Here is a 21955-nt window from a genome sequence, read left to right on the forward strand (position 1 = left end):
TAAATAATGGCTAATTATTTTAATACATTATCGTTAAGAGACCAATTAACGCAACTTGGTAAATGTAGATTTATGGATTCATCAGAATTTGCTGATGGAGTAAAAGCATTACTAGGGAAAAAAATTGTAATTGTAGGTTGTGGAGCACAGGGTTTAAATCAAGGTTTAAACATGAAAGATTCTGGTTTAGATATTTCTTACGCTTTACGTGATGCAGCTATTGCTGAAAAACGTCAGTCGTATTTAAATGCTACTGAAAGTGGTTTTGTGGTAGGTACGTACCAAGAATTAATACCAACCGCAGATGTAGTAATTAACTTAACTCCAGATAAGCAACATACAGCTGTAGTAACAGCAGTTATGCCATTAATGAAAAAAGGGGCAACCTTAACGTACTCTCACGGATTTAATATTGTTGAAGAGGGAATGCAAATTCGCGAAGATTTAACAGTAATAATGGTTGCACCAAAGTCACCAGGGTCTGAAGTTAGAGAAGAGTACAAAAGAGGATTTGGAGTACCAACTTTAATTGCGGTACATGAAGAAAATGATCCAGAAGGAAGAGGGTGGGCTGAAGCAAAAGCTTATGCAGTAGCAACTGGAGGAGATAGAGCTGGAGTGTTGGCATCGTCATTTATTGCCGAAGTAAAATCGGATCTTATGGGAGAGCAAACTATACTTTGTGGTTTGTTACAAACAGGTTCTATTTTATGTTTCGATAAAATGGTTGAAGAAGGGATTGACGCAGGGTATGCTTCTAAATTAATCCAATACGGTTGGGAAACAATTACTGAAGGTTTAAAGTATGGGGGTATTACTAACATGATGGATCGTTTAAGTAACGTGGCTAAAATTAAAGCTTTTGAACTTTCTGAAGAGTTAAAAGATATCATGCGTCCTCTTTTTAATAAACATATGGATGATATTATTGAAGGAGAGTTTTCAAAAACAATGATGGAAGACTGGGCCAATGATGATAAAAACTTATTGGGTTGGAGAGCAGCTACCGGAGAAACTAATTTTGAGAAAACCCCAGCAGGTGATGTTGAAATTACTGAGCAGGAATATTACGATAATGGAGTGTTAATGGTAGCTATGGTAAGAGCTGGTGTAGAGTTGGCTTTTGAAGCTATGACAGAAGCTGGTATTATCGAAGAATCTGCATATTACGAATCATTGCACGAAACTCCGTTGATAGCAAACACCATTGCGCGTAAAAAGTTATTTGAAATGAATCGAGTAATTTCTGATACTGCGGAGTACGGATGCTACTTGTTTGACCATGCTTGTAAGCCATTATTGAAAGATTTTATGGCTAAGGTTTCAACGGATGTAATTGGTAAGCCTTACGCTAAAGATAACGGAGCAGGGGTTAGTAACGCTGAGTTACTTAAAGTAAATGATATTGTACGTAATCACCCAATTGAAATCGTTGGAGAAGAACTGCGTGAGGCTATGACAGCAATGAAACCAATTGTATAATATAGTTTATTTGTAAACTGATTTTATATTAAACGAATAGTAAAATAAAAAAACAGTATACTTTACAGACCCAGTTGTTTTTTAATAGCTGGGTTTTTTGTGCTTGAATGCTATTGAAAAAGTATGTAGCCCAAATGAATAATTTTGAAAAAGTATCGATTTTATTTGTTAAACTTGTTATAATAACTCCTAATTAAAATAGTTGTAGAACTAAAGAAGTTACGACTTGTTGCTTTAAATAATGAAAGAGATGATATTGTTTCGAATATTGTTTTAATTCAGAATAAAAATTTTGTTGATTTAGCGTTTTACTTACATGAAAATTAAAATTCAATTGAACATAAAAAAGTTTGCTTTTTTTCTTACGATAATGTGTAGTTTTTTATTGACAACTACAGTTTTTGCAAACACAGTAATAAAAAATAATTTTTTTATTAAAGGTAATTATGAAGAAGCAGGCTTGAGTATTAAATATACAGGAATAGTAAAGTTTTTTGTTTCTAGCGAAACTAAAAAAATTGATGACTTGGCTTTTAACTATAAATTGGCTTCTTTTTATATTGAAGAAGTTACTTACGAAGGAAAAACATATCGTGGGCATGATTTATTTGGAATTTCTTTTCCTTACGAAAGCCTAGTTAATATTGAAATTGATTCAAAATTAACTTATAAAAACCAAAGTAATTTTGAAAAAGAATTACTGTTAAGGTCTAATAAGTATGAGATGTTTCTGCTATCTGATGCAGATAAGCAGAAGCTTAAATCATTAAATGTAACATTTGCTGAAATTGATAAAGGTTTAGGATTTAAATTTAAAATTTTGAAGACCTTAAAAATTACAAAGCTATTTGAAAATGATTTATTTGTATTAGAGATTATTGACCGTATTACTAATAATACTTCTGAAAAGTCCCAAAAAGATAATGAAGAAGAATATTTGAGGTTATTAACGGAAGGTAATATTCGCTTAAGCGAGAATAATTATGAACAAGCGCTATTTTCTTTTCTTAAAGCAAAAAAATACTCATCAAACACTGATTTTGTAGAAGATAAAATTGAAATTGTAGATAGTTATTTGAATCGATCAAGGTCTAAATTTCGCTGGAAAAATAAAAATCAAGAAAAAGCAGTAACCATAGATCCAATATTGAATTTAAAAAATGATTTAAAAATAAATGCATCCTTTGATTCCTTTAATAAAGAAAAGTCATATTATAAATTAATTGATAAGGCAAATAAATATATAATTGAGGGCAATTACAAAAAAGCGATTACGGAATTAAATCAATCAAAAAAATACACCAATAATAAAGTATTAGTCAACAAGGGAATTGCTATAATCAACGATAAAATTAAAAAGGGTGGAAGCAGTAAGCCTAACAAATTAAGTATTTCGGAACAGTCAAGGAAAGAAAAAGAAAAGAAAGAAAAAGAAGCGTTGTTTGCGGATTATAAACAATTTAGTGAAACAAGAAAGTCAAAGAAGATTACCACAGATAAAAAAATAACAAATAATAGTAATAAAAAAAAGATAAGAACTAAAGTTGCCCAAGACGAAGCAAATTTGTCTTACGGTGACTTGCTTAGAAAAGGAGGGGAGTACTTGAAGAACGGAGAATATGTAGCATCTCAAAAAACTTATAAAGAAGCCCGTAAAAAAGCCGCTGATAAATCTGCTATTGATCGAATTTTAGTATCAGTTAATAAATTAGCTGACGCTGAAAAAAGAAGGAATAAAAGTAACACTGCAACTATTGATGGAGTTGATCAAACAAGGGTAAAACCAAATAAAGATGAGGGTTTTGTTAGTAGTAAAGATAAAGCTGGAGTAACAAAACGAGATAAAATTTCTAAAAGCAATGTAAAAAAACAGCGATCAACTAATGCTGAATTAAGGACAGCAGTAGCAAAAGAACAGAATTTAAAAAAACAGCAAAGGGTATTCCTGAAATTAGGGCAAAAGCTAAAACCAAAAAAACTAAAAGTCAAACAGCGGATGTAGATACTCGGCAAGTAGCGGCATCATCTAAAACGGAAATAGAAAGCTTTGAGGTTGGCGATTTGGCATACGCAGAAAAAAAGAAGAAAAGAAAAGAAAAGAGGGGCTATTAAGTTTTAGAAAGGGATATATAAAATATAAAAGAGACGAACAAGCGGTAGTTGATAGTCATGATGAAGTATTGATACCCTTTGGTAAATACAAAATCATGTATTACCGAGCAGGCTTTGCTCGGATTAAAATAAAAGATTCCATACCTTTAAAAACAGTTGAATGTACGGGTAGAAACGAAGAATATTCATGGTCTGCCAGGATTTATCAAAATCCATGGTTTGAAACCGTAATTAATGATGAAGTGGAATATGTTGATGATGTGGTAAAAAAAGTTGAGGTGTACGTGGTGGATAATGTAAGCTTACTACCCTATGAAGAGTTATCCAAAGAAATCATAAAGGCATATAAAGACCCTAATCCTTACGTAGGAACCACAAGAATTTCAGCTCATAATTTATGGAACAGGAAACACGCATATGAGCCTGAGGTAATTAGAAGAAGAGAAGAAATTGCGCGTTTTAAGCAGGCATCAAAATTTGAAGCCTATCAAGGAGCGGATGATTGCAGAGAAAAAGTGGCCAATTCAGTAAAAGAAGTTTATGATTATTACAAGGAAAAAGGCTACGAAGTTATTTTAAATTAACTATGTTATAATTTATAAAATAACGAATAGTTATTTTAATCCTTGAAGCATTGTAGCATTATAATTAAAAGTTATATTAAAAAAATAGCCTCAGTACAGAGGCTATTTTTTTACAAAATTTGAATTTAAATGAGTAGTTCAACGTCGTTAATTATGAAAAAGGTAGAATAATATATCGCCTTAAACTACATTTGCTTACAGTAAATCGGGTTTGCCTTTAAGGCGTTTATCAATTTTTCTTTTCTTTTGGGTTACCGCCTTCATCACTTCCATTAATTTTGGATTTTTAGTTTGTTTGTAAATTTCGTTAATAGTCAAAACAATTTTTTTACCTAGTTTGCAGGCTTTAATGCGATCACTTGTGGTTAAGTTACGCATGCTAAGATTTTCATATTGATTTGCTTTCTGAATAAGATCCATATTATGTGTTTAAAGTTATTTTTAAATTGTTGTTACTCCTTTAATAAGATTTGGATTAATAAGTAAGGGTTGAGTCTTTAGCTGGGATTTCAACAGCACATTTACCGTCGTGGTCAGGACATATCATGCATTCATCAAAATAAAATTTTATAGTATCATTGCTAATAGCAAAGTTATTTTTAAAAATTTCAAAATGATTGTTGGTAATTGCACTGCATTCATCATGAAATAAATGGGCTTTTGAATAAGTGTTAGCCAATGCAATTAAATCTGTTTTTGCATCAGGTTTAAAAGTGTTTTCGTAATTCAAGAAGTTCCCTTTTTCTATATCGTAATTCAAAGCTTTAAAGCTATATTTAGGAAAAGTGTCGTTATTTAAATAATCACCTTTAAAAAGAATTATACTTAACAGATTATTCCCTTTTTTATAAATTTTATAGTCTAAAAATTGTTTTGAAATAGAATGATCAAATTGATTTAGGCTGTACGCATTACCCTCAAAGCCATAATTGTTTTGCAAATTTTTAATTACTTCAATTCTGTTCACGACAGTTTGAATAAGTTCTTGTTCTTTTTTTGTGCCATTTTTTCCGAAACCGTCAATATTTGTAAAAACAGTCATTCCTGCACCTAATTCTTTAGCAATTGAAGTTTGAATTTGTGTCGAATATTTAGAAACGATCATTACTCCAATAAAATTTTCAAAGCCCTCAACGGTCAAATCAGTAACTTTTGCGGTAATTAAAAAGGCAAGTATGGAGTATATAGCGGTTTCCATTGATATTGTTATGGCAGTTATAGCAAAAAGAATACAATTAAATAGTAAAATGATTTTACCAATACTGAGCCCTAAGTGTCTGTTCAAGTAAATGCCAAGTATCTCGCTTCCGTCAAGTACAGCCCCGTTTTTAATAGCAGTTCCAATGCCGAGACCTAAAAGCAACCCTCCAAAAATTGAAATTAATAGTTTGTCATTTGTTACAACATCAAAATTTTCAAAATGAATTACAATTGCCAAACTCACAATACTGAAAATCGATTTAAATACCATGTACGGTGATATGGTGAAATAGGCTAATATCAAAAAAGGAATACTTAAAATGATGAGTGCCATTGAAATATTCCATCCAAAAATTGTGTTGAATAGTATGGCTATTCCAGTTACTCCGCCATCTAAAAAACCATTTGGTAGCAAAAAAGCTTTCAATCCAATACTGGCAAATAAAATTCCTAATCCAATTTGAACGTATTCGGAGATAATCTTTTTAAAATCAGATGCGTTAGTAGTTATTGTAAATTTCATATGATTTCAATTTTTTAAATTTAGTTCATGTAATATCCATAATTTGTTTCATAAAGTTTTATTTATATTTTTTAGTAATAAAATAATTAAATCTTATGAATATTAATTTTACACGTTGTAACGTTTCTAAAGTGCCAAGTATATTGAGTTTACTCTTTTGGTTATTGAAGAGTATTAAGAAAAAGGTGTTTATTTGTTAAAATAAGTGGGGCTATTTATCAAACTTTAGTGCGTGAATATTTTTGCAGATGCTGTTGTTGGTAGTACAGGTATGCTTTATTTGGCTACAAGTGATTTGAATTTAGACAATTAGAAATTAACTACTATTTATCAAAAAACAATGGAAAGTAGAGGAGTTTTTTCTATAAAAAAAAATAATACTACATTTACTAGAACACCAACAAAAAAATCACTGGCACAGCAAACGCATGTTATTGCTTCAATAATTGTTTTTTGTAAACTCAAAAAGATTAAAAAAAAGAACTGATCAGAAATCAATATGCTATGAAAAGTTAAATTTGGCTAGTGGCCATTAAAACTACTTGTAAAAAATGCAATGAGTTATCAACACCTTGGAGCAACTTTTCAGAAATCGTCGTGCCACATTAGTTATTAATTAGAATATAAAAGACTAACATAAATGAGTAAAAAAGTATATAAATGGGGAATTATAGGCTGCGGAGATGTCACTGAAGTAAAAAGTGGACCAGCGTATCAAAAAGTAGCCAGTTTTGAATTACACGCTGTAATGAGGCGTAATGTTGAAAAAGCTGAGGATTACGCCAAAAGACACAACGTTCCCAAGTTTTACGGTAATGCTGATGATTTGATTAATGATTCTGAAATTGATGCAGTGTACATAGCCACACCGCCAGATAGTCATTTGGAGTATGCACTAAAAGTAGCCAATGTTGGAAAAATTTGTTGTATTGAAAAACCTATGGCTCCAGATTATGCATCCTGTAAAAAAATAGTGGATACGTTTACAAAACTTGATGTACCTCTATTTGTAGCATATTATCGCAGGAGCTTACCTCGTTTTCTAAAAATAAAAACATTAATTGATGAAAATGCTATAGGTAAAATTAGACACATAAATTGGACGTATACCAGACCTCCTAAAACAGCAGATTTGAATGATGCATATGATTGGCGAACAGATGTATCAATTGCTTATGGGGGGTATTTTAATGATTTGGCCAGTCATGGGCTTGATTTGTTTATCTATCTTTTAGGCGATGTTATTGAAGCAAAAGGTATTGCCATTAATCAACAAAATTTGTATTCTTCAAAAGATGCGGTGGTGGGTAATTGGCTTCATCAATCAGGAATTACAGGTAGTGGTAGTTGGAATTTTGGGACTGATATAGTTCAGGATGCCGTTGACATTATTGGTGAAAAAGGTAAAATTAGCTTTTCAGTATTTAAGCACCACCCTATAGTTTTACATAAGGATGATAAGCAACAGACTTTTGAAATCGGTCATCCTGAAAATATTCAATTATATCACGTAAAAAACATGGAAAAGTTTCTTGTGCATGGTACTGTTCATCCTTCTACAGGAGAAACTGGTGCACACACAACCTGGGTAATGGATAAGATTTTAAATAGATAGATGAGCAGTTTACTATTGCTCATTCTTTTAACGCCAGTTTCGATGTTAAAGAATAAATTTAGTTTCAGAAATGTGTTCCTATAGCAGAAAAAAATATGGGCTCTATGATTTTATATATCATTAATAAACTCTACTAGGTTTACATTTTTGTCTAAATTTATTTTTTTCGTAATCGGTAACGGGAAGTATTAGCACTTTCGTGAGAAATACCCATTACTTTAGCCATTTCCTTCCCGGAAAAACCGAGTTTTATCAATGCACATACCTTTAAATCATATTGACTCAACTGAGGGAATTTTTCTTTCATACGGCTATAAAATCCTTCATTCACCATAGTAAATCTACTTTCGAATTCAGCCCAGTTCTCTTTTGAGTTAATAGTAATTGTCTTTATTAATTTTTTTATGTTTGAAGGATTTGGACTTTCACTAATCTCTTTAAGATTGGTTTTAACGTCATTCAAAAGTTCATCTTTAGCCATTAAACGCAAGGTAGATTCGGTAAGTTCTTTGTTTTTAATTTCAAGAATTTCTTCAGATTTTTTTGTTTCTAATTCCTTTTTTTGGAGTAGTATTTTCTTTTCACCTCTATGTTTATTAATAGTATACCTATAAATTACAATACCTAAAGCAATTGAGGAAATTGCAGAAATTAAAATAATGATGTAGCGCAAACGCCACAACGATTCATTGTATAGTAATTGTTCAAGTTTTTGTTCAGCGGCAAGTTTATCTAAACGTTCTTTTTCTTGCATGAATTGATCCTTAATTTCCAATAAATATTTGTTGTTTGGGCTACGACTGCTATATAAAAATTGATTAATTTCATATGAAGTTAACAAACTTTTTAAAGCTTCAGCCTCTTGGTTCTGTTGATGAAATACCTTGGATAATTTTTCAAAAGTATCGGGTAAAAAGTTGAGGTGATTTCTATATTTGTAACCAATATCATTTGATTTTTGATAGTAAATAATAGCTTTGTTTAGTTTGTTCCATCCAAAATAGGTATCCCCTAACATTGCATAAAGTACAACTAAGTAGCTTGGGTTTTCTTTTTCTAAAATTGAGACCAAAGGGAGTAACTGTTTTTCGGCTTTTTTGTATTCATTTTTTAAAAGCGATAAATAACCCTCATGCGCTTTTAAGTATATCATTAATGGATGAGTTGGATTAATGCTATTTCTTGCAGCGTCAATGTAACTTTTCATTGTTTCGGGGTCATCATTATAAAAATAATGCGTAGCCAAAGGGAGGTAGTTTTTAATTAAAACTGACGCTTTCAATTCATTTTTATTTACAAGTTTTTTGTTTAATTCTAACGATTTTAAATAATAGTTTAAAGCTTCTTCTCTTCGGTAATACAAACTGTAAAGTATGGCTATTCCATTATAACTTACTGCCATGGAAGCACGATCGCGAATTTGTTCTGCAAGTAACAAAGCTTTCCAATAGCTGTCGTAAGATTTTTCATAATTTATACGGTTGCAATAAAGTTCTCCTAAATTATTTAAAACTTGAATTTGAGTCAATGTATCATTTGCTTTATTAAGTTTGATTAATTGAGATTCTAACCGATTAGTAGAGGTATCATTCTTGGTTAAATTTTTGATTTTTTCATTTCTGAAATCATTGAAAAAGCTGTTCAAATTGTTTTTTTGAGCAATTAAACTATAGACATTGCTTAAAATTATGCTGAATAAAAAAAGAGTTCGAAATCTATCAAAAAAAACCATCTAGTTGTCATTTATAGCTGTAAACATAGTAAATACAATGCTTTTATTTATGTTCTGAACACAAAATCTATATAAAATTTAGTCATTGTCTATACAAAGTCTATATAGATTTAACAAAATTAACCAATCTATAAATGTATATTTACGAAAACGATAAAGTGTTTTTGTTTTTTTAAAGTAGTTACCTTAATAGCTTATGAAAAGTAATATTAAAAAATTGTTTTATTTATCAGCCCTACTAGGTTTATTTACGCAAGTTTCTTGTGGCCCTAATATACCGGATAGCGTTGCTGATGATTATGAATCGCTTCCAGATAAACTTGATTTTAATATCCATGTAAAACCAATTCTATCGGATAAATGTTATGCATGCCATGGTCCTGATAAAGCAAAACAGAAAGCAGGTTTGCAACTTGATGTAGCCGAAGCCGCTTACGGTGAATTGCCAGAAACACCTGGGAAATTTGCTATAGTACCAGGAGATATAGCGTCATCAGAAGCTATAAAGCGTATTTTATCTGACGATCCTACAATTCAAATGCCAACTCCGGAATTTAATGTTCCGTTGTCTAATTATGAAAAGGCGGTGTTGGTTAAATGGGTTAATGATGGAGCAGAATACAAGCCTCACTGGGCATTTATTAAACCAGAAAAACATGAGGTACCTAAAATAAAAGGCAAGCATAAAGATTTTATTACTAATCCGATAGATAATTTCATTGTTAAAACGTTGGAGGATAAAAATTTAACTCCATCAAAAGAAGCAAAAAAAGAATTATTATTACGAAGATTATCCCTTGATTTAACAGGGTTGCCACCAACTCCTGAAGAAACTAAAGCCTTTATGGCGGATACTTCTGAAGATGCTTACGAAAAACAAGTTGATCGTTTGTTAGGTTCAATTCATTACGCTGAAAAAATAGCTACTGATTGGATGGATTTGTCGCGTTATTCTGATACTTATGGCTATCAGGTTGATCGATATAGAGATATGAGTCCTTGGAGAGATTGGGTGATAAAAGCATTTAATGAAAATATGCCGTATGATGAATTTATAAAATGGCAATTGGCAGGAGATTTACTTCCTAATCCAACAAAAGAACAAGTGTTGGCAACAGGTTTTAATAGATTGCACCCCCAAAATATGGAGGGAGGTATTGTTGATGAAGAGTTCAGATCTGAATACGTATCTGATAGGGCATCCTTAGTAGGTGAAGCTTTTATGGGACTTACTGTGGCTTGTGCAAAATGTCATGATCATAAATACGATCCTATATCCCAAAAAGAATTTTTTCAATTATACAGTTTTTTCAATAATGTGAATGAAACAGGGCAAATTTCATGGGATAATAGTTTGCCAGTGCCTACAATGATGTTACCTACTGAAAAGCAAGAGCAATTCTTAAAAGAAACTGACCAAAAAATTGTAGCTAAAGAAAAATTATTAGCATCAGTTGTTACTTCGGAAGATGCTGGTTTTAATCAATGGCTTGCAACTGGAGCATATAAAAATGCAATTAAAAGGGTGTCTTCAACTAATAAAACGGCTCATTATACCTTAAATGGAGCGCCTATCAAAAACAGCTTAAATCAGTCTCTTAAAGTAGAGCATCGAATGGAATTTTCTAAAAATGAAAAATTAAATTTTGTTCCAGGTCATAATGGCAGCGCTCTAAAAATGAATGGAGATGCCTGGTTGGACTTAAAAGGTGTCGGAATTTTTAAAAGAGACGATGCATTTAGTATTGGTGTTTGGGTAAACATTCCTAAAGATCTTAAAGAAGGAGTTATTTTTCATAAAAATAAAGGTTCAAGATTACATAGTTATAAAGGATACCATTTATACTTAAGGGATAATAAATTGGAGTGGATGTTAGCGCATACTTGGCCTGAAAATGCGATTATTGAACACACTAAAGTAGACGTACCAAGAGACCAATGGGTGCATTTAATGGTTACTTACGATGGTTCTAGTTCAGCTAATGGCGGTAAAATTTACATTAACGGGAGCGAAGTTGAAACTGAAGTTGAAAAGGATAACTTAACTAAAGATATTATTTTTCACAATTTAACGGATGAAATTTACAATGGTCCTGTAGAACCAAATTTACAAATCGGTGCTCGCTGGAGAGGTGTAGGAACCAAGGATGCTCAGTATGATGATATTGAAGTTTTTAAAAGAAAGTTAAGTGCTATTGAGGTAATGAATTTGGCTAAAGCCGAAGGAATCAAAGAAATTGCTGCAGCTAAAGTTGAGGAATTGACTAATGAGCAAAAGCAGTTGCTTAAGGAATATTACTTGATAAATGTTTCAAAACCTTTTAAAGAAGCTTATAAGGAATTAGCTGAAGTAAGAAGTATTTATGTGGATTCTGTAGAAAATGTAAAGGAGGTCATGGTAATGAAAGAAATGGAGCAACCTCGTGATGCTTTTATTTTAGAACGTGGTGTTTATGATGCTTACGGTGAGCAGGTTTATCCTGACACTCCAAAAAGTGTATTGGATATGCCAAAGGATTTGCCTAAAAATCGATTAGGACTTGCTGAATGGCTTACGCTGGAAGAACATCCGTTAACTGCTCGTGTAGCAGTAAATAGATACTGGCAAAATTATTTTGGCCGTGGTATAGTAAAATCAACAGCCGATTTCGGAAATCAAGGGGATTTACCAAGCCATCCAGAACTTTTAGATTGGTTGGCATTAAAATTTGTTGATTCTGGTTGGAATGTAAAGGAATTGCAAAAACTTATTGTTACTTCATCAACATATAAACAGGACTCATATACACCAAAAGAACTAAGAGAGGTTGATAGTGAAAATGTTTGGTTGGCTCGTGGACCTAGTACGCGTTTAACTAGCGAAATGATGCGAGACAATGCGTTATTAGCAGCAGGCTTGCTAAATAAAAAAGTTGGCGGCGAAAGTGTAAAGCCTTACCAGCCTGAAGGGTTGTATGCCATGACCTCAGGAACATACGAACAAGATGAAGGAGATGATTTGTATCGCAGAAGTTTTTATACTTATTGGAGGCGTACAGTTCCAAACCCAACATTAGCAACGTTTGATCAACCCGAACGTAGTGTTTGTACGGTGAAAAGACAAAAAACAAATACACCGCTCCAAGCATTAGTATTACTAAATGACCCTACCTATCTGGAGGCAGCCAAAGTTATGGGTGAGCGTATGACAAAAATGAAGGATTCTTTAGAAGGAATTAAAATGGCTTACGTGCGTTTTACGGGAAAAAGTCCAGAAGAAAAAGAATTAAAAGTATTAGCTGAATTGCAAGCTAAAGAGTATGAAAAGTTTAAAGCTAATCCTGAAAAAGCAAAAGGATGGCTTGAAGCTGGAGCGTACCAAATTGATGAAAGTTTGGATGTAAACTTGTTGGCTTCAAATGCCATAGTAGCAAGTGTAATTTTAAACGGAGATGTAACAATAACAAAAAGATAAAAATTATGAGCGGACACCATCACCATGATCATGACATATTACGATCTAACGTACATGATTTTAAAAAAATAGAAGAAAGTATTGACAGAAGACAGTTTTTAACAAAAACGTCTTTAGGTTTGGGTGCTGTAGCCTTAGGTTCTCTTATGGGAGCTGATAAATTACTGGCAGGAACAGCAGCCAAACGAGGTCCTATAAAACCTTTGGCTAATGCCAATGCAAACCCTATTTCAGGCGCAAATGGTATACCTGGATTACCTCACTTTTTACCAAAAGCGAAAAGGGTGGTTTACCTGTTTCAAAGTGGAGGACCTTCTCAGTTTGAAACTTATGATTATAAGCCAAAACTTAGTGATATGTTTGGTCAGGATTTACCACCTTCTGTACGTAAAGGACAACGTTTAACAAGCATGAGTGCCTCCCAGTCTTCTTTGCCGTTAGCACCATCAAAATATAAATTTGATCAATATGGCGAAAGTCGTGCTTGGGTAAGTGAATTAATGCCGCATACCGCCAAAATGGTGGATGACATTTGTTTTATCAAGTCAATGCACACGGAGCAAATTAATCATGATCCAGCAATTACCTTTTTTCAAACCGGGCATCAGTTAGCAGGGAGGCCTTCAATTGGGGCTTGGACAAGCTACGGATTAGGTTCTGACAACCAAAATTTACCAACATTTATCACTTTAGTGTCTAAAAATGGTAATGGTCAGCCTTTGTATTCTCGCTTGTGGGGTAACGGATTTTTACCAACGGAACATCAAGGGGTACAATTTAGATCAGGTAAAGATCCAGTATTGTTTTTAAATAATCCAGAAAATTATGACGGTCACGACCGAGCTCAAATGTTGGCTTATTTAAAGCAAATGAACGACATCCAAAATGATACTTACGGTGATCCAGAAATTAAAGCAAGGATTGCTCAATATGAAATGGCTTTTCGAATGCAAACTTCGGTACCAGAAGTTACTGATATGTCGGATGAATCCGAAGCTACTTTTGAAATGTACGGAAAAGAAAGTAGGGATCCTGGAACTTATGCAGCTAACTGTTTAATGGCACGTCGTTTACTTGAAAAAGGAGTGAAATTTGTACAATTGTATCAACGTGGATGGGATCATCATATTGGATTACCAGGTAATATTGAGCGTCAATGTAAAATGACAGATCAAGCCACAGCGGCATTGTTACAGGATTTAAAGCAGCGTGGTATGTTGGAAGATACTTTAGTAATATGGGGAGGAGAGTTCGGAAGAACGGCTTACTCGCAAGGACGTTTGACTAAAGAAGATTATGGTAGAGATCATCACCCGCGCGCATTTACAATGTGGATGGCTGGTGCTGGCGTAAAACCAGGAATGACTTACGGCGAAACTGACGACTTTAGTTATAATGTGGTAAAAGATCCAGTTCATGTTCATGATTTTCACGCTACTTTATTGCATTTAATGGGCGTTGATCATGAAAAATTGACGTATAAGCATCAAGGTAGGCGTTACCGTTTAACCGATGTACATGGACATGTGGTAAAAGATATATTAAGCTAAACTGTAGTATGAAAACTAGAAGAGATTTTATTAAAACCACAGCAGTTGCATCCTTAGTTTCTGCTACACCTACTTTTGGAGCTAACATTATTACCGGCAAAAAAGAAAGAAATGATGATATCATTTACGGTCATGGTGATTACAAATACAAGTTGGATAAAAATTGGGCAAAAGTAAGCGCATCACGTACGCCGCTTTTAAATTGCCATGAAATGGTAATGGATAGTAAGGGTAGATTGATTATGCTGGGCGATAATCCTAAAAACAATATTCTGATTTTTGATAAATCAGGAAAATTGTTGGATTACTGGGGTACTGCTTATCCTGGAGGTCACGGACTAACATTGTCTAAAGAAGGCGGAGAGGATTTTTTATACCTCACTGATTCTGGATGGTATGTTAATCGCCGTGGCGAACTATTACAACATAACGGAAGAGTAAGTAAAACTACCCTTGACGGGAAAGTGATTTTTGATATTGGACATCCGCAAACTATTGGTGTTTATGAAGTTGGTGATCACTTTTGTCCAACCGAGGTAGCTGTAGGACCCAATGGCGATATTTATGTTGCTGATGGTTATGGCAAAGATTATATCCTGCAATACGATGCTAAAGGGCAGTTTATTAGGAAATGGGGTGGACATGACAATGAAGATAAAAATTATAACCTTCAAAATGCCCATGGAGTAACTGTTGATTATCGAGATAAAAATAATCCTGTTTTAATTTGTAGCTCCCGTGCTGAAAACGCATACAAATTCTTCACGCTTGACGGAAAATATATTAGGACATTACACCTAAACAATATGTATGCGTGCCGCGCAGTAATTGATGACAATAATTTATACGCGGGTGTTTGTTGGTCAATTCCTAAAGGAGAAACCAAATTTGATTGGTTAGCACACACAGGATTTGTTACCGTTTTGGAAGGTGATAAAGTGGTTTCTAATCCAGGTGGTACGGAACCTGTTTACAAAAAAGGAGCGTTGCAACCATCGTATCAATTAGAACATAAGCCTATTTGGCATGGTCATGATGTTTGTGTAGATGAAGATAAAAATTTATATGTGTGTCAATGGAATGCCGGGCACTCCGCACCTTATAAATTAGAAAGAGTATAACAAAGTATACGAATTTATGGAAGAATCGAATATCATATTATTTTTTGGGCGTTTTCACCCTTTATTAGTGCATTTACCTATAGGGTTTTTAATTTTTGCCGGGATTATTGAAGTTACTGAACGCTTTAATTTTACTAATGGATTAAAAAAAGTAGTACCATTTTCACTTTTATTGGGTACGCTGAGTGCTGTTGCTGCGTCGGTTTTAGGACTAATGCTAGCAACTAGTGGCGATTATAATCACGAAGCATTAGATGATCATAAATGGGCAGGTATTGCAACAACTCTAATTGCATTATTTGCTTATTTACTAAGTTTAGACTTATCTATTTTTAAAGCAATAAAAGAAAAATTGTATTTGGTGGTGGTTGTAGTTATGATTGGTGGTTTATCCGCTACTGGGCACCTAGGGGGTAATTTGACTCATGGAGAGGACTACTTAACCCACTATATGCCTTTTAAAAAGAAAGAAGTGGATCCTTTAAAGCGTCCTGAGGTTACTGAAATCGCTCAGGCACAATTTTTTGGTGATGTGGTGCATCCGATTATAAAAGCAAAATGTTATTCTTGCCACAATACGAGTAAACAGAAAGGGCAACTTTCATTTGAAAGTATTGAAACTTACATGAAAGGTGGCAAGCACGGAAAAACCATTGTTGCTGGTGATGCTGCGGCAAGTGAATTGCTTATACGAGTAAATCTATCGGAAGATGATAAGTTATTCATGCCACCAAAAGGAAAAACCCCTTTAACGGAGGAAGAAAAACTTATTATTGAATATTGGATTAATAAAGGAGAAGCAAGTTATGATGCTGATTTTATGGCAAGTAAACCCAATGAAGAAATGCTTGATTTGGTAGCTGGTTACCTAAAATTATCAGGTCATTCTGCAGGTGGTGATATGGTGAGCTTTGGCAACATTCCAGAACAAACAATAGCCTCTTTACAAGAACAAGGTTTTTCGATACGTGAACTTGCTGCTAACTCGTATGCTTATGATGTCGTTTTACCAACCGGTAAAAGTGATGCATCAACAATTGCTCAAAAATTAGAAGCACTAAAAGCTATAAAAGATAATATTTTGTGGTTATCACTGGAAAATAGCGGGCTTACAGATGCTCATGTAGGACAGCTTAATTCTTTTTCTAATTTAAGAAAACTTAATATTTCTAAAAATTCATCTTTAACAGATTATGGACTAAAAAAATTAGTGGAATTAAAAAACATGGAAAGTATTAGCATGTATGCTACTAAAGCTGATGTAGCGACTATTGAGGCACTTGCAGCCATTACCAAATTGAAAAATATTTACGTGTGGAAAACCAATTTAGATGATAAAGAAATTGCAACTATGCAGGATAAGCATAAACAACTCACATTAGTTTCGGGAATATGATGTAACAGCAGTTAATAATAGTTAGTTTATATAAAATTTATATTATCATTTTAAGGCAAAATATCGGAATGATTGGTGTGCAAATAATGGTGTATATATAATTATACTATTAATGTAAGTCAAAAGAGTTTAACCCCGTCAATGCACAAATAATTATTTTGTGATCTTTGATAGCCTAATTTGATAAAAATTAGGCTTTTTTTAGTTTTTTAACTAGTTAATTATAAGTGTTTTAGTACAATATGGTAATATGTATTAGTATTTAAATCATATGTGATGTATAAATTAATGTTAACCCAATTACATTTACAAAAAAAATATGCGAAAAATAAGTTTTATTCAAGTAATTACTGTGGTATTTACTTCATTTACAATTTTTGGATGCAGTAATGATTCTTCTGATGAAAATAAGGAGTTAGATACAACAGCACCTGAAATTAGTTGTTTTGAAAATATTGAAGTAAAAATAGATGCTACAGCATCGGGTACTGAAGTAAGTTTTAATACACCTTTAGGCACGGATGATGTGTCGGAAGTGAGTACCAAACAAACTAAAGGTTTAACATCAGGTAGTTTGTTTCCAGTAGGATCAACTACAAATACATTTAGTACCACAGACGCGGCAGGCAATACTGCATCCTGTAGTTTTAATGTTATTGTTACCAGAAAAGCACCTTTATCGAGTGCTCCCTATTTTGTAGGTAACAATCCAACACCCAAGGGCAAAAAATGGGAAAAAGTAGCCAACAAATCTGATGAGTTTGACGGAACTGCTTTTGATGATTCCAAATGGCATAAGAATCCAGCTACGGATGGATTTGGGTGGTATGGTAGACCCCCAGCTTTGTTTGATCCTGAAAATGTTACTGTAAATGACGGAAATTTAAATATTACTACCCTTAAATATGATACCCCTAAAACAGCAAATAGCAGGGATTGGACTCATGGAGGTGCTATAGTTAGATCAAAAGAAACAGTAAAAGCAGGTCAGTATTTTGAATGTAGAATGAAGGCGAATAAAACGGTAATGTCTTCCACATTTTGGCTTTCATTTAAACAAAATTGTAATACAGGTCCTGTTAGAAAATTAGAACTTGATGTTCAGGAATGTGTGGGTCGAACGCACGCTGGAACCGCTGTTTGGGCTAAAGATTTTGCAAATATATACCACTCTAATACCTGGAGGCATGATAGGCCTTGTGATACGGCTATTGATGAATCCAAACAAGCACCAGCTATAAAGATTTTAGAAGAAGAAAATAATTCAAGATATTTTGTTTACGGTTGTTGGTGGAAGTCACCAAAAGAAATTTTATTTTATCTGGATGGTGAATTTTCGCACGCCATAACCAATCCTCCTGCAGATTTTGATTTGGAAGGACATATAACCATGGCCATCGAAACTTATAATTGGAATCCCATTGATGCTGATAACATTTTTGAAACAGCTTCATATGATGATTTGACAACAAAGTACGATTGGGTTAGAACATGGGATTTAGTAGATGAATAGGGTTTTTTTACCATATTAATAGTTGTTTTGAGTACGTGAAAGGGCACCCTTAAAAAGGTGTCTTTTTGCATTTTATAGAAGTGCAGAATCTAATGATGTTATTTATAAATACTAGTTCAGTTTTTAATGGATTTTTTTTTATCAAAATTCCTTGACTAAATTTGGTTCATATTCAATTGTGAATCTTGTTTATAAATAGCGAATTAGTATCCTAATTTTTTTGTGATTAACTTCATTTTTCCTTGCTTTTATCATAATATAGTTGCGATTAAAACAAATAGTTAACCCCTGTAAATTTTTAAAATTGATATGATTAATTATCAGTATTTTCGTAAGAAATTGTGTAACATTTTTTTAACAAGCGCTTACACTACTATGAATAGAACATTACCTTTTTTACTATTATCCTTTATTTCAATAGCAGTTTTTGCCCCAAAAAAAATAGCCAATATTACTTACGATGCTATAACAAAAGACGTTGCGTCATTTGTTGAAAAGGATAACTATGCTGAAATTGTTGAAGCTTACAATAAAATTTTTGTTAACGATTCAGCGTATGGAGATGCATTAGCTTCCAAAACATACTATTTATTAAAGTTGAAAAAATATGATGAGGCCATTTTCAGAAGCAGATAAAGGGTTGGTAAAAGTGGCTAATGGGTTTAAATACGCTTTGTATTTAAATAAAGGAGTGGCCTATGAAGCTCTGGAAAATTATAATGAAGCAATTCAAAATTACAACGTAGCTCTTAAAGAGTTTCCTAAAAATTTTCAATTTTATTATAATAGGGGAGTAGTTTATGAAAAGCTTAAGGAGCATGAAAAAGCAGCTGAAGACTTTAAGCAAACCATTGTTTTGAACCCTTTTTATCCTGAGGCTCATTTTCAACTGGGAACTATTTGTTATAGGGAAAAAAAGATGGCTCAAGCACTCATGGCATTAAATATGTATTTGGTGTTAAACCCAGATGGAGAAAATTCTCTATCAATATTAAGTTCAATTAATACCTCTTTTTCGCGAAGCAATGATGCTACTCCCACTGGAATTCAAATTTCAAAAGATGATGACTCTTTTGAGGATATTGATTTGATCCTTAGCAATGGAATAGCACTTAACAAGGGGTATAAAATTAAGAATAAAATTGATTTACCTATGGTTAAGCAGAGTCATGTATTGTTTGAGCAACTAAAGGATTACGATGGTGGAAATGGTGGATTTTGGAATCAAAAATATGTGCCTTTCTATAATTGGATTAATGAAAATGATTTGTTTGATGCCTATGTGTATACGATTATGTTTTCGCTTCAAAAAAGCACCTATAAAAAAATTGTTGATAAAAACATTTCAAAGATTAAATCATTCATTGCAAATACTTTTACTAAATGGCCCAGTATTGCTGGTGCGAATAATATGATGACCCTTCGCGGTAAGGAGCAAAAAGTAAGTTGTTTGTATGAGGATAAAAAACTGTTAGCTATTGGGGTACGCAAAATGAGAAAGAAGTTGGCGTTTGGGAATTGTTTGATACTAATGGAAGGTTAAAAGGAGAAGGCGTATTTGATGAGAATGGTAAAAAAGATGGAGAATGGAAGTCGTTTACTACCAAAGGAAAATTGAGTCATACTTCAAATTATATAAATGATTTGTTGGAGGGGAAATTCACTTCTTATTTTGATACCGGAAATGTTAATTATGAGTATTTCAATAAAAAAGGAAAAGCAGCAGGGGAATATACAAATTACAACGAATATGGCGCTATAATAGAAGTTAAAAATTATATTGATAATGAACTCCATGGAGCGTACAACTCGTATTACGATATTGGAAAAGAAGCCAAGGAATACGTAGGAACTTATAAAAAAGGAAAGTTAGATGGGGAGTTAGGTAATTATTATGATAATGGCCAGCTGTGGAATAAAGTCTCCTATATCGATGGCAAAATGCAGGGAAAAAAAGTCACTTATCACTACAATGGGGAGTTAAGCTCAAAATCTACATACGAACAAGGGAAATTGACGGGTAATTATATTAAATATTACCCTGATGGCACTGTTGAAGAACAGGGGCAATTCGTGGATAATATGTATGAAGGGCTTTGGAAAATCTATTTATCTGACGGTACTATTTATAAAGAAATTAATTACGAAAAAGATCAGTTTAATGGTGAATACAAGGAATATGATGTTGATGGGAAATTGTATTATAATTTTATTTATAAAAAAGGAGAGCTAGTTGGAATATCCTATTATGATAAAGAAGGAAACGTATTAAGTAACGAAAGGAAGAAATCTGGTAAAATAAATTACAAAGGGTATTCTCCTGTAGGCGAATTAGAGTCAAAAGGGCTTTATAATCTTAAAGGCGGAAAGGAAGGCACTTGGTCCTATTTTGAGTACGGCGCTAAAACGGGATATGGTACTTTTAAAAATGATCAGTTGCAAGGAGGTTATTTTCAGTTTTATAATGATGGGAACAAAAAGATCGAAAAATCGTTCAAGGATGATAAATTAGAAGGTTATTTTGTAAGCTACTATAAGAATGGAAAAATTGAAGAACAAGGATATTATCGAAATGGCTTTGCTGTTGGTCAATGGCTTTTGTATTATAAAGATGGATCGGTAAATAAGGATTATTTTTACCATAATAATGAATTGCATGGTATACAAAAAGAATTTTCGGTTACGGGGAAGTTGTATTCGGAATCAACTTATGAATTCGGAAGATTGCTTACCCGCACATACTATAATTCTAGCGGAAGCGTGCATGAAATTATTGATAATACTGATTTTAGTACAGAAAGAACAACAACTTTTACCCATTTAAACGGATCACCTTATTCAGTTACTAATTACTTGGGAGGGAAAAAACACGGAGCATATAAAAAGTATTATTTCGACGGGCAATTATCTCAACAAGGAGATTATTTTAACGATAATGCCACAGGTAAATGGGTATCCTATCATGAAAATGGTAAGGTAAAAAGTGAAGGAAGCTATGAGCAGGGAAATGCTATTGGCGAGTGGAATTATTATTACGATAACGGAACTTTAGAGGAAACACGTTTTTTTAAAAACAATAAGATTAATGGCAAAAACAAAGAGTATTATAATGATGGTACCCTTAAAAATGAAATTGATTACCGGAATGGAGTAATAAATGGGCTACGAAAATTTTATAGCCCAACAGGGAAATTGCAGTTTGTACGCTACTATAATAATGGAGATTTAATTGGCTATTCATATAATGATGGTCAAGGAAAATTAAAGCCAATGATACCCCTAAAATCAGGAACAGGCAAGTTAGTGGCTTATTATAGTAATGGTATCAAGTCCGCTGAAATGGAATTTAAAAATGGATATTTTATAAATGATTACAAAATATATACTTATCAGGGTAAAATAAACAAAGTAATGACGCATAAAGCCAATGAAAATCATGGGTCTTATAAAGTGTATTATGCTAATGGAATATTAAAATCTCATTATAATTATTATTACGGTGACTTAAACGGGGAGTTATTGGAATATTACCCCAACGGTAAGCTTAAAAATAAAAAGCATTACGTTAATGACGTTTTAAATGGAGAAGCTGAATATTATAATGAAAATGGTACACTTATTGAGAAACGAATTTATTTTAATGGAATGATTGAAAAACAAATAAAGCAGTAGT

The 21955-nt window shown here is 33.0% G+C and carries 15 protein-coding genes; 12 read left to right on the forward strand and 3 right to left on the reverse strand.

Features of this window, described 5'->3' with window-relative positions; genetic code table 11:
* Positions 1–6: 6 nt before the first annotated feature.
* From ilvC to GMC_RS0107390, 3 genes are all read left to right on the forward strand, one after another.
* On the forward strand, positions 7–1482 hold the full coding sequence (ilvC, locus tag GMC_RS0107380; protein WP_010521534.1) for a ketol-acid reductoisomerase: 1476 nt from the start codon (positions 7–9) through the stop codon (positions 1480–1482).
* A gap of 316 nt (positions 1483–1798) precedes the next feature.
* The gene (locus GMC_RS0107385; protein ID WP_029489654.1) at positions 1799–3484 is read left to right on the forward strand and encodes a hypothetical protein; all 1686 of its coding nucleotides are present in this window, start codon (positions 1799–1801) and stop codon (positions 3482–3484) included.
* A 205-nt stretch (positions 3485–3689) separates the two neighbouring features.
* Positions 3690–4178 carry a hypothetical protein gene (locus GMC_RS0107390; protein ID WP_010521536.1) on the forward strand — a complete coding sequence of 163 codons (489 nt, stop codon included), beginning with the start codon at positions 3690–3692 and terminating at the stop codon, positions 4176–4178.
* Positions 4179–4373: 195 nt separating this feature from the next.
* Here GMC_RS0107390 and GMC_RS0107395 read toward each other — a convergent pair whose 3' ends face one another.
* Both GMC_RS0107395 and GMC_RS19445 read right to left on the reverse strand, forming a co-directional pair.
* Complete coding sequence (locus GMC_RS0107395; RefSeq protein WP_010521537.1) at positions 4374–4598, reverse strand: hypothetical protein; 225 nt, start codon at positions 4596–4598, stop codon at positions 4374–4376.
* Positions 4599–4653: 55 nt separating this feature from the next.
* Positions 4654–5901 carry a YitT family protein gene (locus GMC_RS19445; protein WP_010521538.1) on the reverse strand — a complete coding sequence of 416 codons (1248 nt, stop codon included), beginning with the start codon at positions 5899–5901 and terminating at the stop codon, positions 4654–4656.
* 640 nt (positions 5902–6541) lie between these two features.
* Here GMC_RS19445 and GMC_RS0107415 point away from each other — a divergent pair.
* Positions 6542–7516, forward strand: coding sequence for a Gfo/Idh/MocA family protein (locus tag GMC_RS0107415; protein ID WP_010521539.1), 975 nt, complete (start codon positions 6542–6544; stop codon positions 7514–7516).
* A 157-nt stretch (positions 7517–7673) separates the two neighbouring features.
* On the opposite strand, the gene GMC_RS0107420 is transcribed toward GMC_RS0107415, so the two are convergent.
* Entirely contained in the window at positions 7674–9161 is a 1488-nt protein-coding gene (locus GMC_RS0107420; protein ID WP_157998152.1) for a tetratricopeptide repeat protein, read from the reverse strand.
* Positions 9162–9444: 283 nt separating this feature from the next.
* On the opposite strand from GMC_RS0107420, the gene GMC_RS0107425 reads away from it, so the two are divergent.
* The 8 genes from GMC_RS0107425 to GMC_RS0107460 all read left to right on the forward strand — a co-directional run bounded on the left by GMC_RS0107425 (position 9445) and on the right by GMC_RS0107460 (position 21954).
* Positions 9445–12702, forward strand: a complete 3258-nt coding sequence (locus tag GMC_RS0107425) for a DUF1553 domain-containing protein (protein WP_010521541.1) — start codon at positions 9445–9447, stop codon at positions 12700–12702.
* A 5-nt stretch (positions 12703–12707) separates the two neighbouring features.
* On the forward strand, positions 12708–14252 hold the full coding sequence (locus GMC_RS0107430; protein ID WP_010521542.1) for a DUF1501 domain-containing protein: 1545 nt from the start codon (positions 12708–12710) through the stop codon (positions 14250–14252).
* An 8-nt stretch (positions 14253–14260) separates the two neighbouring features.
* On the forward strand, positions 14261–15373 hold the full coding sequence (locus tag GMC_RS0107435) for an NHL repeat-containing protein (protein ID WP_010521543.1): 1113 nt from the start codon (positions 14261–14263) through the stop codon (positions 15371–15373).
* 16 nt (positions 15374–15389) lie between these two features.
* The gene (locus tag GMC_RS0107440) at positions 15390–16769 is read left to right on the forward strand and encodes a c-type cytochrome domain-containing protein (protein ID WP_010521544.1); all 1380 of its coding nucleotides are present in this window, start codon (positions 15390–15392) and stop codon (positions 16767–16769) included.
* 319 nt (positions 16770–17088) lie between these two features.
* A complete protein-coding gene (locus GMC_RS0107445) occupies positions 17089–18282 on the forward strand; it encodes an HYR domain-containing protein (protein ID WP_010521545.1) in 1194 nt (397 codons plus the stop codon).
* A 375-nt stretch (positions 18283–18657) separates the two neighbouring features.
* Entirely contained in the window at positions 18658–18918 is a 261-nt protein-coding gene (locus GMC_RS0107450; RefSeq protein WP_010521546.1) for a hypothetical protein, read from the forward strand.
* Positions 18890–19825: a tetratricopeptide repeat protein gene (locus GMC_RS0107455; protein WP_094766268.1), complete on the forward strand. Its 936-nt coding sequence runs from the start codon at positions 18890–18892 to the stop codon at positions 19823–19825. The genes GMC_RS0107450 and GMC_RS0107455 overlap by 29 nt, the downstream gene beginning before the upstream one ends.
* Positions 19801–21954 carry a toxin-antitoxin system YwqK family antitoxin gene (locus GMC_RS0107460; RefSeq protein ID WP_010521548.1) on the forward strand — a complete coding sequence of 718 codons (2154 nt, stop codon included), beginning with the start codon at positions 19801–19803 and terminating at the stop codon, positions 21952–21954. Before GMC_RS0107455 ends, GMC_RS0107460 begins: the two co-directional genes overlap by 25 nt.
* Position 21955 lies beyond the last annotated feature (1 nt).

Origin of the sequence: Aquimarina agarivorans, assembly GCF_000218485.1 — a bacterium.
GTDB classification, from domain to species: domain Bacteria; phylum Bacteroidota; class Bacteroidia; order Flavobacteriales; family Flavobacteriaceae; genus Aquimarina; species Aquimarina agarivorans.

Excerpts from the sequence above, each read along its gene's own strand:
- ilvC (WP_010521534.1), top strand. The coding sequence starts at position 7 with ATGGCTAATTATTTTAATACATTATCGTTAAGAGACCAATTAACGCAA.
- GMC_RS0107385 (WP_029489654.1), top strand. The coding sequence starts at position 1,799 with ATGAAAATTAAAATTCAATTGAACATAAAAAAGTTTGCTTTTTTTCTT.
- GMC_RS0107390 (WP_010521536.1), top strand. The coding sequence starts at position 3,690 with ATGTATTACCGAGCAGGCTTTGCTCGGATTAAAATAAAAGATTCCATA.
- GMC_RS0107395 (WP_010521537.1), bottom strand. The coding sequence starts at position 4,598 with ATGGATCTTATTCAGAAAGCAAATCAATATGAAAATCTTAGCATGCGT.
- GMC_RS19445 (WP_010521538.1), bottom strand. The coding sequence starts at position 5,901 with ATGAAATTTACAATAACTACTAACGCATCTGATTTTAAAAAGATTATC.
- GMC_RS0107415 (WP_010521539.1), top strand. The coding sequence starts at position 6,542 with ATGAGTAAAAAAGTATATAAATGGGGAATTATAGGCTGCGGAGATGTC.
- GMC_RS0107425 (WP_010521541.1), top strand. The coding sequence starts at position 9,445 with ATGAAAAGTAATATTAAAAAATTGTTTTATTTATCAGCCCTACTAGGT.
- GMC_RS0107430 (WP_010521542.1), top strand. The coding sequence starts at position 12,708 with ATGAGCGGACACCATCACCATGATCATGACATATTACGATCTAACGTA.
- GMC_RS0107435 (WP_010521543.1), top strand. The coding sequence starts at position 14,261 with ATGAAAACTAGAAGAGATTTTATTAAAACCACAGCAGTTGCATCCTTA.
- GMC_RS0107440 (WP_010521544.1), top strand. The coding sequence starts at position 15,390 with ATGGAAGAATCGAATATCATATTATTTTTTGGGCGTTTTCACCCTTTA.
- GMC_RS0107445 (WP_010521545.1), top strand. The coding sequence starts at position 17,089 with ATGCGAAAAATAAGTTTTATTCAAGTAATTACTGTGGTATTTACTTCA.
- GMC_RS0107450 (WP_010521546.1), top strand. The coding sequence starts at position 18,658 with ATGAATAGAACATTACCTTTTTTACTATTATCCTTTATTTCAATAGCA.
- GMC_RS0107455 (WP_094766268.1), top strand. The coding sequence starts at position 18,890 with ATGATGAGGCCATTTTCAGAAGCAGATAAAGGGTTGGTAAAAGTGGCT.